Below are 16,249 nucleotides of genomic sequence, written 5' to 3' on the forward strand. Positions count from 1 at the left end.
TTATTGGAAGCTGGATTGATTGAGAAACTCTGTAATCGCAGCATCCAAGACTGCTTCTTCTGGCAAGTCTTTTGTTTCACGAATGGTTTCCAAAATCTCTGGATAATGAGCATCAAAGAAAGTATGGAACTCTTCCTCAAAACGAACAATGTCATCTACTGGAATCGTATCCAAGAAACCATGTGTCAAAGCATAGAGAATGGTTACTTGTTTCTCAACAGGTAGTGGTTTATGGACAGGTTGTTTCAATACTTCCACAGTACGACGTCCACGGTTTAACTTAGCCTGTGTTGCTGCATCCAAGTCAGAACCAAACTTAGTGAAGGCTTCCAACTCACGGTATGAAGCAAGGTCGATACGAAGTGTACCAGCAACTTTCTTCATGGCTTTAATCTGTGCCGAACCCCCTACACGGGATACAGATGAACCCGCATCAATGGCTGGACGAATACCCGCATTGAAGAGACCATCACCAAGGAAGATTTGTCCATCAGTGATAGAAATCACGTTGGTTGCGATATAGGCAGAGATATCTCCTGCTTGTGTCTCGATAAATGGTAGGGCTGTAATAGATCCACCACCAAGCTCATCAGAAACTTTAGCTGAGCGCTCAAGCAAACGACTGTGAAGGTAGAAAACATCCCCTGGGAAGGCTTCACGACCTGGTGGACGACGAAGCAAGAGAGAAAGCTCACGATAAGCGACCGCTTGTTTTGAAAGATCATCATAAACAATCAAAACATGCTTGCCTTGGTACATAAATTCTTCTGCCATAGCTACACCAGCATAAGGAGCTAGGAAGAGCAATGGAGATGGTTGTGAAGCAGAGGCTGTCACAACGATTGTGTAGTCCAAGGCACCGTACTGGCGAAGTGTTTCTACTTGTGTACGGACTGTTGATTCTTTTTGTCCAATCGCTACGTAGATACAGATCATATCTTGACCTTTTTGGTTCAAGATTGTATCAATCGCAATAGTTGTTTTCCCTGTCTGACGGTCACCGATAATCAACTCACGTTGACCACGACCAATCGGAACAAGGGCGTCAATAGCTTTCAAGCCTGTTTGCAATGGTTCTGATACAGACTTACGTTGCATAACGCCAGGAGCTGGCGCTTCCACTGGACGAGTCTTGTCAGTATGGATATCACCAAGACCATCAACTGGACGACCAAGTGGGTCGACAACACGTCCGATTAGGCTGTCCCCCACAGGTACTTCCATGATTTTACCTGTACGGCGAATAGTATCACCTTCACGAATATCTGTAAAGTCTCCAAGGATGATAATCCCAACGTCTGTAGACTCCAAGTTTTGCGCCATCCCATAAGAGCCGTTTTCAAAGATCAACAACTCTCCACTCATGGCATTTTCAAGACCGTGAGCACGCGCAATTCCATCCCCGATATAGGTTACAACACCTGTTTCAGACACATCAAAATTGGGTTTGAAATTTTCAATTTGTTGCTTAATTAAAGCGCTGATTTCTTGTGCGTTAATTGCCAAAAGAACACCACTTTCTATTTCAAATTTTCTTTAACAACTCGAAGTTGTTGTTTTATACTCACATCAATTGTCTTGTGATTAGCAAAAATGACAAAACCACCAATGAGTCCTTCATCAATTTGTTCTTTAATACTCCGTACTTTCAGAGACATTTTTTTCTCTATCAAGGGAAGCAAACGTTCCTTCTGATCATCCGTTAAAGGATGAGCTGAGGAAATCGTGACTACAAAATGATTGGTTTCTCTTTCAAGACGATTCAAACAATCAACAATGATATCATAAAAAAGATTTGCTCTGTGATTGTAAATCAGAACCTGAATAAAGTTTTGCATTAAAGGTGAGACAGAGTCTTGAAAAAAAACAACTGTTTTTTCCTTATCAGACTCATCAACTGCCACCTGAGCTAAAAAAGAAGGTAAGCCCGTTTCTTCTGCGACTTGCTTGATTTGATCCAAGTCTGAAAAAATCCGGTCCTCTTCTCCTTTTTCAATCACTAATTGGACAAAAGGCATGCTGTACTTTTCAATTACCTTTGCTGTTTTCTTGTCCATTAGGCTTCCTCTAGCTGATCGATATACTGATCAATGAGTTCCTTATGAGCATGACTGTCAAGGTTTTTTGAGATAATTTTACCAGCGAGACTAATCGTCAAATCTGCCACCTCGCCCTTAACACTTTGCAAAGCCTCAGCTTTATTCTGAGCAATTTCTTGATTCGCCTTCTCTTTTAAGCGACCTGCTTCTACTTTAGCATCTGCCAGAATATCTGCTTTACTCTTCTCTGCAGTCTCTTTAGCATTTTCAATGATTGTTTTGGCTTCGTTGCGACTACCAGCCAATTCATCTTCACGTTTTTGGGCAAGAGTTTCTGCTTTTTGACGAGCCTGTTCAGCTCCATCAATATCAGCAGCAATTTTATTTGCCCTTTCTTCGAAGACACTTGTCAAGTTTGACCACGCATATTTCTTAACTAAGACAATCAAAAGGATAAAAGAGCCAGCGATTAAAATAAAGTTACCAATTAATTCACCTACTGTTACGTGCATCTGTTACTCCTTTCTACTCTTCTCCATCATTTATCTTATTTCCTAAGTACATAGAAGACAACATGGTAAACACATAGGCTTGGATGCAGGAAATAAAGACAGAAAAGGCTGTCCAAGCCAAGTTAGCACCAAAAGCAACTGGATACCAATATAGAGCTTGATGAGATAGAGTGATTAGCAAACTAGCCATCACTTCTCCAGCAAAGATATTTCCGAACACCCGCAAGGCAAGTGATAAAAAGTTGGTAAACTCTTCTAAGATATTCATGGGAGTCATAAAGCCAGGTGTGATATAGGCTTTTAGATATTTTTTAATCCCACGGCGACGAATCCCTTCAATATGGGTCATCAGGATAATTCCAAATGACAAGGCCAAGTCAAACTGGAGATTTGCAGTTGGCGATGTCCAAAGGTTTGTCCCATCTGTAGTTTGAAGTTTGGCCATCAAACCGAGGTTATTTGCCAGTACCATAAATAGAAATAGACAAAGGAAAAAGAGCGAGTAGTCTTTCATGTAGCTTTTACCAATGTTAGGTTCTGTAAATCCAATAACGAAGTCATAGAAATACTCAAGTACATTTTGCTTTCCTTTGGGTTTCAAAGTCATATTGCGACTTGCCCAATAGATAAAGCCAAAAACAACTCCCACAATCAACAAGGTCATGGCTAACATGGTTAAATCAAAGGTAACAGGACCAATATTGATGGTTGGATTGATACTTTCTTCCATCTAGAATCCTCCCTTTTCTTCTCGTTCCATTTGTCTATTTGATGACGAATGAAAAGACGAGGGTAACCAAGAATGTTCCTTCGATAAAGGCAATCCCCATGATCATTAAGCTACGCAATTGTGGAATGATGTCTGGTTGGCGAGCAGCTGATTTGAACAAACCGTTCATCAACATACCTTCTGCAAGGGATACACCCATACAGGCAAGACAAAGACCGAAAAATGTTAAATTCATGATGAATTCTCCTTTTATTTAAAATTTACTTACTTAGTTTAGTCCTAAAATTTTGATTTGTCAACTTTTTACTTACGTTGAAAGCGTTTCAGGTAATATATTTCTATTTTTGCTATTTTTACCCTATTCTATAGAAAGTTTTTCCATTTTAGATTGCGTGTTTTTCTTGATTTTACTATATTTTCTGAAACAAACCGAAAAATCCAAGTTTAAAACTTGGATTGATTCAGTTTATTTAAAATAGTAGGAATAGTGTTGTTTACAACCTGGATTAAATGGTGCACTGCAGTAAGGACAAGCCATCTGTTTTTGGTATTCTTGGAAAGTCATTGTCCTCTTACAAACCCCACATAAGATTGGTCGATCCTCAGAAAGCACCAAGGGATAGGGCGAAAACAAATGCGTTTCCATAGCATTGTGGCACTGATAACAAGCATAGTATTTTTTACACTCATAACACTGGAGGGAAACGATGTCCTTTTCACCATGGTAATGAATACATCTGCCTTCATCATCAACTAACAAACCTTGAGCTTGATTCATTCACTTTTCCTTCTCTAGGCACGAACTGTAACGCTAGTTCCATCTTCCTTATAAAGATTGATAAGACCTTCCTTGAGAGCGCGGACCATGTCACCTGCTTGTACAGGTTGTGGAACCTTGATGGTCAAGAGTTCCATTGGATTTGGAGCGCGGTCGATTTTATTGCCCTTGGCATCATGAAGGTCTTCGATATAAGTCTCAAAATGACGGAAACCTGGTCCATAAAACTCGACTTGATCGCCTTCGTTGATGACATTCCGTTGACGAATGGTTGCCGTTTGAGTCGCATCATCATACGCAACCACTTCAGCGACAAACTTATATTCAGGAATTTTACGACGAGCGCCAAATAACTGTTCGTTTTCTGTAGGTGTACCATAGTAGAAACCTGTTGCCAATTCACGTTGGGCAACCTTCCACATCTCGTCTACCAAGTCCTGTTTGATGGCTTCAAATTTCTCGGGACTTTCGAGATAAGCATCTACAGCCGCCTTGTAACAGTTGGTCACAGTTGAAACATAGTGAATCGACTTCATACGGCCTTCAATCTTAAGACTGTCTACACCGTTTTCAATCATATCTGGAATATGGTCAATCATGGACATGTCGACGGCTGACATTGAAAATTCTTCTGGAATTTCACCTTTCAGACTTTTACGTTCTTGACCAAAGGGCATGTCGTAAAGATCGTATTTCCAACGGCAAGACTGTGAACAACCACCACGGTTGGCATCACGCATACTCATGTGGTTTGAGAGCGTACAGCGACCTGAGTAAGAAATACACATGGCTCCATGGACAAAGGCCTCAATTTCTACATCAGTGCGTTTGCGAATCTCTGCCAATTCTTCCATTGAAACTTCACGGGCCAAAACTACGCGAGTTAGACCAAGTTCTTTCCAGAACTCAAGAGTTTCATAGTTGGTCGCACTGGCTTGGGTTGAAAGGTGGATTTCAAGACCTGGTGCTTCGGTTGCTGCAATCATAATCAAGGCTGGATCTGACACGATAACTGCGGCAATCCCGATGTCACGCAACTTACGGAACCATTCTCCAGCACCAGCTTCGTTTCCTTCGTGCATAACCATGTTAGCAGCCACATAGACCTTGGCACCGTACTTAGCAGCAAACTGGACTCCTTCTTCCATCTGTTCAAAGGTAAAGTTTCCAGCACGGCTACGAAGACCATAGGCCTGTCCACCGATGAAGACTGCGTCCGCACCATATTGAACAGCTACTTTTAGCTTCTCTAAAGTCCCTGCAGGTGATAAAACCTCAGGACGTTTTAATGTTTTTGTCATTTTTTCTCCTATTTGCAATATAAAAGTTTGACGTTTTTCCTTCTCATTTTATAGTAAATAATGGATAAAATCAAGCCTAGACAGATTGTTTTGACAATTCTAATCTTTTCTAAAATAAAAAACTAGCCTTTCTAGACTAGTTATTTTCAAGATAAAATTCAAAGCGTTCGCCAACGTATTGACTCTTTACGTACTCGAAAGCCGTCCCATCATCGAGATAGGAAACCTGAGTTAAGGCTAAAATGGCATGCCCCTTTTCGACTTCTAGATAGTGAGCAATCTTTTCCTTAGCCAATCTCGCATAAATGGTCTGTTGGGATTTGCCAATCCGGTAGCCATGCTGCTGCAAGGTTTGGAAGAAATGACTGGTGATTTCTTCTTTTTTGAAATCCTTAATAAATTTCTCAGGGATGGATGCGACTTCATAGACTAGCGGTATTTGGTCAGCATAACGCACCCGTTCCATGCGGATAATATTCTCTGTTGGAGTAATCCCCAGCTTAGCGACCTCTTGCTCATTTGGAATGGTTCTTCTGTAAGAAATGAGTTGACTAGATGGAACTTTCCCCTGAGATTTGACAATCTCCGTAAAACTGGTTGTCCCACGCATTTTTTCTTGGACACGAGTGCTAGAGACAAAGGTTCCACTTCCTACACGACGCTCCAAAACTCCTTCCTCGACCAAGAGAGAGATAGCTTGGCGTAATGTCATCCGGCTAACTTGAAACTGTTCAGCTAAATCTCGCTCACTTGGAAGCCTCTCTCCGATTTTCCAACGATGCTCATCTATATCCTTCTTGATCTGATCGTGGATTTTCATATAAGCTGGTAACATGATTCTCTCTTCTTTTCTTTATTTTCTCCATTGTACCGTATTTGCTAAGAAAAAGTCAAACTTTGCCTTGTTTAGTTGGTAATTCGCCCCTATTTGTGATAGAATATTGAAAAAGATATTTCTTTTGAGAAAGGAAAAAGATGAGCAACATTTCAACTGATTTGCAAGATGTCGAAAAAATCATCGTGCTGGACTATGGTAGCCAATACAACCAGCTGATTTCACGCCGTATTCGTGAAATTGGTGTTTTTTCAGAGCTAAAAAGTCACAAAATCTCAGCTGCAGAGGTTCGTTCGATTAACCCTGTAGGGATCATCCTCTCTGGTGGACCAAACTCTGTATATGAAGATGGTTCATTTGATATTGACCCAGAAATTTTTGAACTTGGCATTCCAATTTTGGGAATCTGCTATGGTATGCAACTTTTAACTCATAAACTTGGTGGAAAAGTTGTTCCTGCAGGTGATGCTGGTAACCGAGAGTATGGCCAATCACCACTTACTCATACTACTTCTGCCCTCTTTGAAGGGACTCCTGAAGAACAGATTGTTTTGATGAGCCATGGCGATGCTGTTACAGAGATTCCAGCTGATTTTGTTCGTACTGGCACTTCTGCTGACTGTCCTTATGCAGCTATTGAAAACCCTGACAAGCACATCTATGGTATCCAATTCCACCCAGAAGTGCGCCATTCTGTATACGGAAATGATATCCTTCGCAACTTTGCCCTTAACATCTGTAAGGCTAAAGGCGACTGGTCAATGGACAACTTCATCGACATGCAGATTAAGAAAATCCGTGAAACTGTAGGTGACAAGCGTGTTCTTCTAGGTCTATCAGGTGGTGTTGACTCTTCTGTTGTTGGTGTTCTTCTTCAAAAAGCGATCGGTGATCAATTGATCTGTATCTTTGTAGACCACGGTCTTCTCCGTAAGGGAGAGGCTGACCAAGTTATGGACATGCTTGGTGGTAAGTTCGGTTTGAATATCGTCAAAGCAGACGCTGCAAAACGCTTCCTTGACAAACTTGCAGGTGTTTCTGATCCTGAGCAAAAACGTAAAATCATCGGTAACGAATTTGTTTATGTCTTTGATGACGAAGCAAGCAAGCTAAAAGATGTAAAATTCCTTGCTCAGGGAACGCTTTACACTGACGTGATTGAGTCTGGTACAGATACTGCTCAAACCATCAAATCACACCACAACGTTGGTGGTCTTCCAGAAGACATGCAGTTTGAACTGATTGAACCATTGAACACTCTTTATAAAGACGAAGTCCGTGCCCTCGGTACAGAGCTTGGTATGCCAGACCACATTGTATGGCGCCAACCATTCCCAGGACCAGGACTTGCGATTCGTGTCATGGGTGAAATCACTGAAGAAAAACTAGAAACTGTCCGTGAGTCTGATGCTATCCTTCGTGAAGAAATCGCTAAAGCTGGTCTTGACCGCGATATCTGGCAATACTTCACTGTCAACACAGGCGTTCGTTCAGTAGGTGTTATGGGTGACGGTCGTACATATGACTACACCATTGCCATTCGCGCTATCACTTCTATCGATGGTATGACAGCTGACTTTGCCAAAATTCCTTGGGATGTCCTTCAAAAGATTTCTGTACGTATCGTTAACGAAGTTGACCACGTCAACCGTATCGTCTACGACATCACAAGTAAACCACCTGCAACTGTTGAGTGGGAATAGAGTTAATGATCTTAAAAAGCCCTAGAAATCAATGTTTCTAAGGCTTTTTCTTTCATATTTTCAAAATCAGAAATTTTTGTAATATAGAAAGTCCTTGAGCATCAACTCCCCTTTTTAAATCCCTAAAACCATGCTATAATATAGTAAGTATAAGTCCAATAAACTGACCATAGAAGTCAACGATAAAGATTTCTTACATCATCCGTAAGTGTTATTCTACTCTGATTCATACTATAATGAAAGTAACAAAAGATGGAGGTGTTTCACATGGAAACAATTTTACGAGTAGAATCATTAAAAAAGCATTATGGAAAAGAGCCGAATATCACCAAGGCCTTAAACGGCATATCTTTTCAAGTTGTAAAAGGTGAGTTCTTAGGAATTATGGGGAGTAGCGGTTCTGGGAAAACAACCCTTCTTAACTGTCTCGCCACAATCATCAAGCCAACTGACGGCTCTATTCAAATGCAAGAAAAAGATTTAGGTCAGTTAAAAGGGAGCCAATTAGCAGATTATAGAGGCAAGGAAATTGGCTATCTCTTCCAGAATTTTGAGCTTTTGGACAATCTTACAGCCAAAGAAAATATTTTACTCCCCTTGTCTTTACACAAGGTCGATGCCGACGAAAGCAAGGTTCGGTTAGAATTACTTTCCCAATATCTGGATATTTCTGAACTTCTGGATAAGTTCCCTTCTCAATTATCAGGTGGTCAACGGCAAAGGGTAGCTGCTGCGCGCGCCTTAATTTTAGACCCTAAGATTGTATTTGCAGACGAGCCCACAGGGGCTTTGGATTCAAAAAATGCGACCATTTTGATGCAAAAATTATCCGAAATGAATCAAGTGGAAGAAACCACCATTCTCATGGTGACCCACGATTCCGTTGCAGCCAGCTTTTGCAACCGCATCTTGTTTATCCAAGACGGAAAACTATTCCATGAAATCCGTCGCGATTATCCAAGAGAAAGTCAAGAAGATTTCTACCACAGAATACTAAAGGTCATGGCAGCCCTAGCTGGAGGTGATGGCAATGTTTTCTAAATTAGTCTCAACAAATAGCAAGAGAGATCGAAAAAATAATGGCTTGTACTTCAGTTCCATGGTTCTTTCTATTATCTCCTTTTACATCATCCTTTCTTTGTCTCATCAAGATGTAATGATCTTTCTCAAACAAATAGAAAGTGATGCTGTAAATAAACTCTTTAGCATGATTCCTATTCTTTATGTAGCAACGCTCTTTATTCTCTTTTTTCTAGTCTACTTCGCAAGCAGTATGCAGATGGAAAGGAGAAAACATGAATTTGGTGTCTATCTCACACTGGGAATGCGAAGAAGCAAACTGTTCTTGCTACTCCTGCTCGAGGATTTGAGAAACAGTGTCCTTGCCCTTGGAATAGGCCTTCCAATTTCTATCTTGATCTCAGAACTAATCAGCCTAATAACCGCTAAAATTGTAGGACTAGGGATTATTGAACATCAATTTTCTCTATCTACCACAGCTCTACTCTATACAGTCATCGGCTTCCTAGCCGTAAAATTAGCTGTTTTTGTCCTTTTAAGTGCAAAGACGGCCAATATGGAAATCGGAAACCTGCTTACCTATTCTCCTTCTGGGATTAAGAAAGTACTACCCAAGGGGGTATACCTTCTTGCTTCTGTCCTCGGGATTTTGCTTCTAGGAACAGCCTATTACATGGGGATGAGTGGACGAGCTTGGGAAAATGTCATAACAATGGGCATCACCGTTCTCTTAGGAACTCTGGGAACTATCCTACTCTTCTTTGGTATGCGTTTATTTATAGACTTTTTGGTCAAGCTTGGAAACAATCGAAAACTTCATGCCTATAATTTTAGACAGATTCAGGAATTAGTTATCCAGCGCTCAACTATACTGGCCATCTGCTCCCTCTTAATCTTCTCTGCCTTGTGCCTCTTTGGAGCAGGTGTTGCTATTTCAAGTGGCAATTCAGGCAATCAAACCCACGTATTGGATTATACATTTAGAGATAGCAAGCAGGAAACAGACGAAAATCTTGATATAGACAAAGTTAAAAAAGAGCTTGAAACTGCAGGATTAGCATCACAGTTTTCAAAGATTCTGCAAATCAAAGTCGGCAAACCGAAAGAACACGAGTCCGTGTCCTTTGAACAGTTCATCAAGATTTTGAAAGAGCAAAAAGGCAGCAAGAACAAGGAAATTTTGCTCCAAAGATTTAAACAGTCTACTACTTCCCACCTCATACCAGTTTCCGAATACAATGAACTTAGAAAGGCTGCCAATCTCCCTCCTCTAGAATTAACTAGCAAGGAAGCCTACTTGTATATAGGGAAAGATTTTCTCCCAGATGAAAGTCTCGTCAACTCTGTTCTAAAGACGAATCCTCAAATCAAAGTCATGGAAAATGATGTAAAATTGATTGGAGAGGTGGAGTCTTTACCGATTGTAACGGATCGTGAAATCACCCTCTCTGTTGCCCTCATAGTCCCAGATGAAGTCTTTATGAACTATACAGACGGTCGCTACTCGAACTATGTCAGCGGTATCTTAGCTCCTGAGCTAGTCAAGGAAAAAGGCCTGATGAGAGCTATCTCAGATACCAATGAAAAGCTAAATCAAACCTCTCTTGGCTATGAAAGCTATATACAAAATATGGGAAGACAATTATTTTACATTATCTCTGCCAGCTATATCACTATCTATCTGGCTATCATCTTCCTTGTTGTCACAAATACAATCATTGGCGTTCAGTTTTTGATGGGACAAAGACAATCCTATAGACGATACCAGACCTTAATCCATCTTGGTGCCAACTATGAAACTCTTTGTAGATCTTCAGAAAAGCAAATCAATTGGTATTTTGGTCTGCCAATAGCCCTTGCACTTATCAGTAGTAGCTTCGGAGTGAGCTCCCTCCTCACAGGAATAGTACCCGCTAGCTCAAGAATGGCCATGGGGCAGAAATTTATCACAGCCATGCTGATAGTACTGCTGTTAACTGGATTTGAAATCATCTATATAAGAATTGTAAAGAAAAATAGCAACAAGTACTTGTTGTCCTTAATGGAACCCAAAAGAGATGAATAAGGTAAAATAAATTAGGAAAAGGAGGAACCGATATGAAGCATATTCTGGTTATTGAAGATGAAGCCTTGATTCGAGATGAAATTGTTATTTTGTTAGAGAAAACGGGTTATCAAGTTGATAAGTTGACTGACTTCAAAGATACAAGCCAGCAAGTACTGCAATACGATACGGATTTAATCATACTGGATTTGAATTTGCCGGGAGAAACAGGTTTTCAAATTTGTAAAAATCTCAAGTCCAAACGCTCTGTGCCCATATTGGTTCTCACCTCCCGTGAACAACTAAAAGATGAGATTTACGCCCTGAAATTAGGGGCAGATGAGTATCTAACAAAGCCTTTCAAGAAAGAAAGATTTTTGGCACGTATAGAAAATATCTTGAAACGCTATGAAGGCAGACAAAATCTACTTGAAAAAGATAATTTTCTGCTGGATAGACAGACCTATACCCTTTATATCAATGGACACTCGATTTTACTCCCCCAAAATCAAGGGAAATTGTTAGAAACCTTATTGGTTACTAATGCTCCTGTCGTCACAAAAGAAGAACTAAGTATGAAACTGTGGAATACAACTGAGTTCATCGATGAAAATGCCCTACAAGTGAACATTGCAAGACTAAAAAAGGTGATGAAACAGGCTGGCATTGCCCTTCAAGTCAAGTCCGTCAGAGGTATTGGTTACAAGCTTGAAGAGGTAAGTCCAGATGAAACATAATCTAAAATATCTAGCTAGTTATCTGCCTTGGTTACTTGTTCTCTTAGCATTTGATCTATTTACAGCTGTCCTGCTTTGGCTTTCAGATGTGAGAATGTTTCAAGCCCTCATCCTTCTCTATATTTTAGCCACCGTCCTGCTTTTTTTCATCCTATCATTCTTACTTATAAAAACAGAAAGAAAAAAATCATCTGCCTATAAAGCCTTCATAGCCAATCCCAAGACGGATACTGAGCTTGAATTATTGCATTTATCAAGTGCCTCAGAAAAAGAAAGCATTGAAAAAATAGCAGATACACTTTATCAAAAGCAGGCTGAAATAGGAAAACTCAACTCATTACTAGCCGAGTATGAGGACTATGTTGAAAAATGGGCGCATGAGATTAAACTCCCTCTGTCGCTTCTTTCCCTCCTTTTGGACAATCAAAGCGACCAGTTGCCTGAGGATACAGCTTTTAAGTTGGACTATGTGAAAAAGCAAATCCAAGAAAATGTATCACAGATCCTATTCTACTACAGGGTGAAAAGTGAGAAAAATGATTTTCTATTTGAATACCTTGACCTAGAAGAGTGTATCCAAGATCTTTTGGAAAACTTTGATCCCTTGCTCAAAGAAAAGAAATTTACGATTAAGGTAGAAAACATACAAGGAATCTGCTACACCGATAAACGCAGTTTTGAATTTATCCTCTCTCAAATCCTAGCCAACTCCATTAAATATAGCTCCGACAATCCCGAACTCAATATTTATATGTCAAAGGATAAGGGGCGCACAAGTCTGATTATTAGGGATAATGGCTGCGGAGTTAAAGCTTGCGACCTCCCTCATATCTTCGAAAAAGGCTTTACAGGTGATTCAGGAGACACAAGGAAAAAATCAACAGGCATGGGCCTCTATCTGGTCAAACAATTAGCAGATGCTTTAAAAATCGAAATCACAGTAAAATCCGAATGGATGCAAGGATTTGAGATTACTCTTTCTATTTAGTAAATGTTTCGATTGGGAAAAGATTACATGATCATGGAAAGCTCTTATTTTATATTAAAAAAGGAAAGCTCTTCTGCTTTCCTTTTTCTTATTTCCTCTTCTTCTTAGCTTTTTTCATTTTGTTGGCCATGCGTTTCATAGACTGTTTCATAGCAAATTCACCGATTTTACCTTTGAGTCCGCCACCAAACATCTGGCTCATATCTGGCATGCCTGCTCCTCCGAGACCTGACATATCCGGCATTCCACCTTGTCCCATCATGCCTTCAAGGGCAGACATATCCATCCCTCCCATATTTGGCATATTTTTTGGAAGGTTATTGGGATTGATTCCCATTTGTTTCATCATCTTGTTCATATCCCCAGACATGACACCTTGCATGAGCTGTTTGGCCTGGTTAAAGTCCTTGATAAATTTATTGACTTCAACAAAGGTATTACCAGAACCTGCAGCGATACGGCGGCGACGACTTGGATTTAACAAATCAGGATTTTCACGCTCCTCAGGTGTCATGGAAGACACAATGGCACGTTTGCGCGCAATTTGGCGCTCATCTACCTTCATATTTTGAAGGGCCGGATTGTTAGCCATACCTGGAATCATCTTAAGTAAGTCTTCCATTGGCCCCATATTTTGCACCTGATCCAATTGATCGATGAAATCATTGAAATCAAAGGTGTTTTCGCGCATCTTCTCAGCCATTTCAAGGGCTTTTTGTTCATCATATTCCTGAGAAGCTTTCTCGATCAAGGTCAGCATATCCCCCATACCAAGGATACGGCTTGACATACGATCTGGGTGGAAGGTTTCGATATCTGTTATCTTTTCACCCGTACCAGTGAACTTGATAGGTTTTCCAGTGATGTGACGAACAGACAAAGCTGCACCACCACGAGTATCCCCATCAATCTTGGTAAGGATGACACCAGTCACTTCTAACTGAGCATTAAACTCACGGGCAACATTAGCCGCTTCCTGACCAATCATGGCATCAATGACAAGAAGGATTTCGTTTGGTTGAGCCAGTGCTTTAACATCACGAAGCTCATTCATGAGAAGTTCATCAATTTGTAAACGCCCTGCCGTATCGATCAAGACATAGTCGTTATGGTTGGCTTGGGCTTGCTCCAAACCTTGACGAACAATCTCAACAGCTGGCACTTCTGTTCCAAGTGCAAAGACAGGAACATCAATTTGTTGTCCAAGTGTTTTCAGCTGATCGATGGCTGCTGGACGATAAATATCTGCCGCAATCATCAAAGGACGAGCATTTTCTTCCTTCTTGAGTTTATTAGCCAGCTTACCAGCAAATGTCGTTTTACCAGCCCCTTGCAAACCGACCATCATGATAATGGTTGGAATTTTTGGTGACTTGATAATTTCTGCCGTATCGGAACCTAAAACAGCTGTCAATTCCTCATCAACGATTTTGATAATCTGTTGAGCTGGATTGAGGGTATCAATGACCTCGTGTCCGACTGCACGTTCACGAACCTTCTTGATAAAGTCCTTTACAACAGGCAAGGCAACGTCGGCTTCCAGCAAGGCCAAGCGAATCTCTTTGGTTGCTTCCTGGACATCAGCCTCAGATATTTTTCCTTTTTTACGTAGATTTTTAAAGACGTTCTGTAAACGTTCTGTTAAACTTTCAAATGCCATTTTTCTTCCTCTTATTCTCTATTATCAATACTTGTTAAAATTTCTATCTGCTCCTGCAGAAAGTCATCCTTGGGATAACGCTCCAAGATCTGGTCAAAAATCTGACTGCGGACAATATAGTCCGAATACATGTGCAGTTTCATCTCATAATCTTCTAGAATCTTTTCTGTTCGCTTGATATTGTCATAGACAGCCTGACGACTAACACCGAACTCTTCAGCAATCTCAGCAAGACTATAATCATCAGCATAATAGAGTTCAATATAGTTCATCTGCTTGTCTGTCAAAAGCGCCGCATAAAATTCAAAAAGGGCGTTCATACGATTGGTTTTTTCGATTTCCATAACTTTTATTATACCAAAAAACGATTATACTGCTAGAGTAGAAGCACTTCAAATAGAGTAAGAAGAAGAAAAAAAGAACCTTGCAAAGCAAGATTCTTTTAGTGTCTGACTTAAATAATTGTTCTTCTGGGAACTAAATCGAATTAAGCTTCGATTTCTGTAACCATACCTGAACCAACAGTACGTCCACCCTCACGGATAGAGAATGTAGTACCTTGTTCTACGGCGATTGGGTGGATCAACTCAACGTCGATAGTCACGTTATCACCAGGCATTACCATTTCAGTACCTGCAGGAAGTTCGATTGAACCTGTAACGTCAGTAGTACGGAAGTAGAATTGTGGGCGGTAGTTGTTGAAGAATGGAGTATGACGTCCACCTTCTTCTTTAGTAAGGATGTAGACTTCACCTTTGAATTTAGTGTGTGGGTTGATTGAACCTGGTTTAGCGATAACTTGTCCACGTTCGATTTCATCACGTTGAACACCACGAAGAAGGACACCTACGTTATCTCCGGCAAGACCTTCGTCAAGTTGTTTACGGAACATTTCAACACCAGTAACAACTGCTTTTGAAGTTTCTTCTTTGATACCAACGATTTCGATTTCGTCGTTGACACGAACAGTACCACGGTCGATACGTCCTGAAGCAACTGTACCACGTCCAGTGATTGAGAATACATCTTCGACTGGAAGAAGCAATGGTTTGTCAGTGTCACGTTCTGGTTCTGGAATGTACTCATCAACAGTGTTCATCAATTCCATGATGATGTCTTCGTATTTAGAGTCACCTTCAAGAGCTTTAAGAGCTGAACCTTGGATAACTGGAAGATCGTCACCTGGGAAGTCGTATTCTGAAAGAAGGTCACGGATTTCCATTTCAACCAATTCAAGCAATTCTTCGTCGTCAACCAAGTCGATCTTGTTCATGAAGACGATAAGATGTTTAACACCAACCTGACGTGAAAGAAGGATGTGCTCACGAGTTTGTGGCATTGGTCCGTCAGTTGAAGCTACTACAAGGATAGCTCCGTCCATTTGGGCAGCACCAGTGATCATGTTTTTAACGTAGTCCGCGTGTCCTGGAGCGTCGATGTGAGCGTAGTGACGTTTTTCAGTTTCGTACTCAACGTGTGCAGTGTTGATAGTGATACCGCGTTCGCGTTCTTCTGGAGCAGCATCGATAGACGCATAGTCTTTAGGTTGGTTAACTGATGAAGGCAAGCGACGTGCCAAAACAGTTGTGATAGCTGCAGTTAGGGTAGTTTTACCGTGGTCAACGTGTCCAATAGTACCAATGTTAACGTGTGGTTTACTACGATCGTATTTTTCTTTTGCCATTTGAGTAAAAGCCTCCAATAAAATATATTTTATAGATAGACAGTAGGCAATACAGTCTAACTTTCCTTACTATTTTATCAAATTTCTGCTAAATTGCAAGTGTTTTACACATATTTTGTGAATTAATCTAAATCTTATCAAATCCTGTTCTTCTGCTTCTTTATGGCAATATGAATTCAAACTTATTTTGTTTGGAAGATAGTCTTTTCATCAAAAAA

Annotated in this window: 16 protein-coding genes; 5 read left to right on the top strand and 11 right to left on the bottom strand. The window is 40.6% G+C overall.

Going from position 1 to position 16,249, the window contains the following annotated elements; translation table 11 throughout:
• The 8 genes from atpA to SOR_RS05515 form a co-directional block, all read right to left on the bottom strand.
• Positions 1–1,506, bottom strand: a complete 1,506-nt coding sequence (gene atpA, locus SOR_RS05480) for a F0F1 ATP synthase subunit alpha (RefSeq protein ID WP_000996617.1) — start codon at positions 1,504–1,506, stop codon at positions 1–3.
• Between the two features lie 14 nt (positions 1,507–1,520).
• Positions 1,521–2,057 (bottom strand): F0F1 ATP synthase subunit delta, encoded by a 537-nt coding sequence (locus SOR_RS05485; protein ID WP_000358988.1) that lies wholly within the window; start codon positions 2,055–2,057, stop codon positions 1,521–1,523.
• Complete coding sequence (atpF, locus tag SOR_RS05490; protein WP_000558542.1) at positions 2,057–2,551, bottom strand: F0F1 ATP synthase subunit B; 495 nt, start codon at positions 2,549–2,551, stop codon at positions 2,057–2,059. The genes SOR_RS05485 and atpF overlap by 1 nt, the downstream gene beginning before the upstream one ends.
• Positions 2,552–2,564: 13 nt before the next feature.
• Entirely contained in the window at positions 2,565–3,281 is a 717-nt protein-coding gene (gene atpB, locus SOR_RS05495) for a F0F1 ATP synthase subunit A (protein ID WP_000392869.1), read from the bottom strand.
• Between the two features lie 34 nt (positions 3,282–3,315).
• Positions 3,316–3,516: a F0F1 ATP synthase subunit C gene (locus tag SOR_RS05500; RefSeq protein ID WP_001054556.1), complete on the bottom strand. Its 201-nt coding sequence runs from the start codon at positions 3,514–3,516 to the stop codon at positions 3,316–3,318.
• 231 nt (positions 3,517–3,747) lie between these two features.
• Positions 3,748–4,059, bottom strand: a complete 312-nt coding sequence (locus SOR_RS05505; RefSeq protein WP_001070652.1) for a CHY zinc finger protein — start codon at positions 4,057–4,059, stop codon at positions 3,748–3,750.
• Positions 4,060–4,073: 14 nt separating this feature from the next.
• Positions 4,074–5,360, bottom strand: a complete 1,287-nt coding sequence (locus SOR_RS05510; RefSeq protein WP_000169101.1) for a peptidase U32 family protein — start codon at positions 5,358–5,360, stop codon at positions 4,074–4,076.
• 136 nt (positions 5,361–5,496) lie between these two features.
• On the bottom strand, positions 5,497–6,195 hold the full coding sequence (locus tag SOR_RS05515) for a GntR family transcriptional regulator (RefSeq protein WP_000936196.1): 699 nt from the start codon (positions 6,193–6,195) through the stop codon (positions 5,497–5,499).
• Positions 6,196–6,335: 140 nt separating this feature from the next.
• Between SOR_RS05515 and guaA the strand changes: the two genes are divergently transcribed.
• From guaA to SOR_RS05540, 5 genes are all read left to right on the top strand, one after another.
• Positions 6,336–7,898 (top strand): glutamine-hydrolyzing GMP synthase, encoded by a 1,563-nt coding sequence (gene guaA / locus SOR_RS05520; protein ID WP_000065733.1) that lies wholly within the window; start codon positions 6,336–6,338, stop codon positions 7,896–7,898.
• Between the two features lie 267 nt (positions 7,899–8,165).
• Positions 8,166–8,939, top strand: coding sequence for an ABC transporter ATP-binding protein (locus SOR_RS05525; RefSeq protein ID WP_000447868.1), 774 nt, complete (start codon positions 8,166–8,168; stop codon positions 8,937–8,939).
• A complete protein-coding gene (locus tag SOR_RS05530) occupies positions 8,929–10,983 on the top strand; it encodes an FtsX-like permease family protein (RefSeq protein WP_000491816.1) in 2,055 nt (684 codons plus the stop codon). Before SOR_RS05525 ends, SOR_RS05530 begins: the two co-directional genes overlap by 11 nt.
• A 32-nt stretch (positions 10,984–11,015) precedes the next feature.
• Positions 11,016–11,699 (top strand): response regulator transcription factor, encoded by a 684-nt coding sequence (locus tag SOR_RS05535; RefSeq protein WP_000680570.1) that lies wholly within the window; start codon positions 11,016–11,018, stop codon positions 11,697–11,699.
• A complete protein-coding gene (locus tag SOR_RS05540; RefSeq protein ID WP_000682243.1) occupies positions 11,689–12,687 on the top strand; it encodes a sensor histidine kinase in 999 nt (332 codons plus the stop codon). Before SOR_RS05535 ends, SOR_RS05540 begins: the two co-directional genes overlap by 11 nt.
• Before the next feature lie 88 nt (positions 12,688–12,775).
• Here the strand turns inward: SOR_RS05540 and ffh are convergent, their stop codons facing one another.
• The 3 genes from ffh to tuf all read right to left on the bottom strand — a co-directional run bounded on the left by ffh (position 12,776) and on the right by tuf (position 16,031).
• Complete coding sequence (gene ffh, locus SOR_RS05545; protein WP_000863609.1) at positions 12,776–14,347, bottom strand: signal recognition particle protein; 1,572 nt, start codon at positions 14,345–14,347, stop codon at positions 12,776–12,778.
• A gap of 11 nt (positions 14,348–14,358) precedes the next feature.
• Positions 14,359–14,691 carry a putative DNA-binding protein gene (locus SOR_RS05550; protein ID WP_000402066.1) on the bottom strand — a complete coding sequence of 111 codons (333 nt, stop codon included), beginning with the start codon at positions 14,689–14,691 and terminating at the stop codon, positions 14,359–14,361.
• A 143-nt stretch (positions 14,692–14,834) separates the two neighbouring features.
• Complete coding sequence (gene tuf / locus SOR_RS05555) at positions 14,835–16,031, bottom strand: elongation factor Tu (RefSeq protein WP_001040723.1); 1,197 nt, start codon at positions 16,029–16,031, stop codon at positions 14,835–14,837.
• Positions 16,032–16,249 lie beyond the last annotated feature (218 nt).

The sequence above is a fragment of the Streptococcus oralis Uo5 genome, from assembly GCF_000253155.1.
In the GTDB taxonomy this organism is placed as follows: domain Bacteria; phylum Bacillota; class Bacilli; order Lactobacillales; family Streptococcaceae; genus Streptococcus; species Streptococcus oralis_L.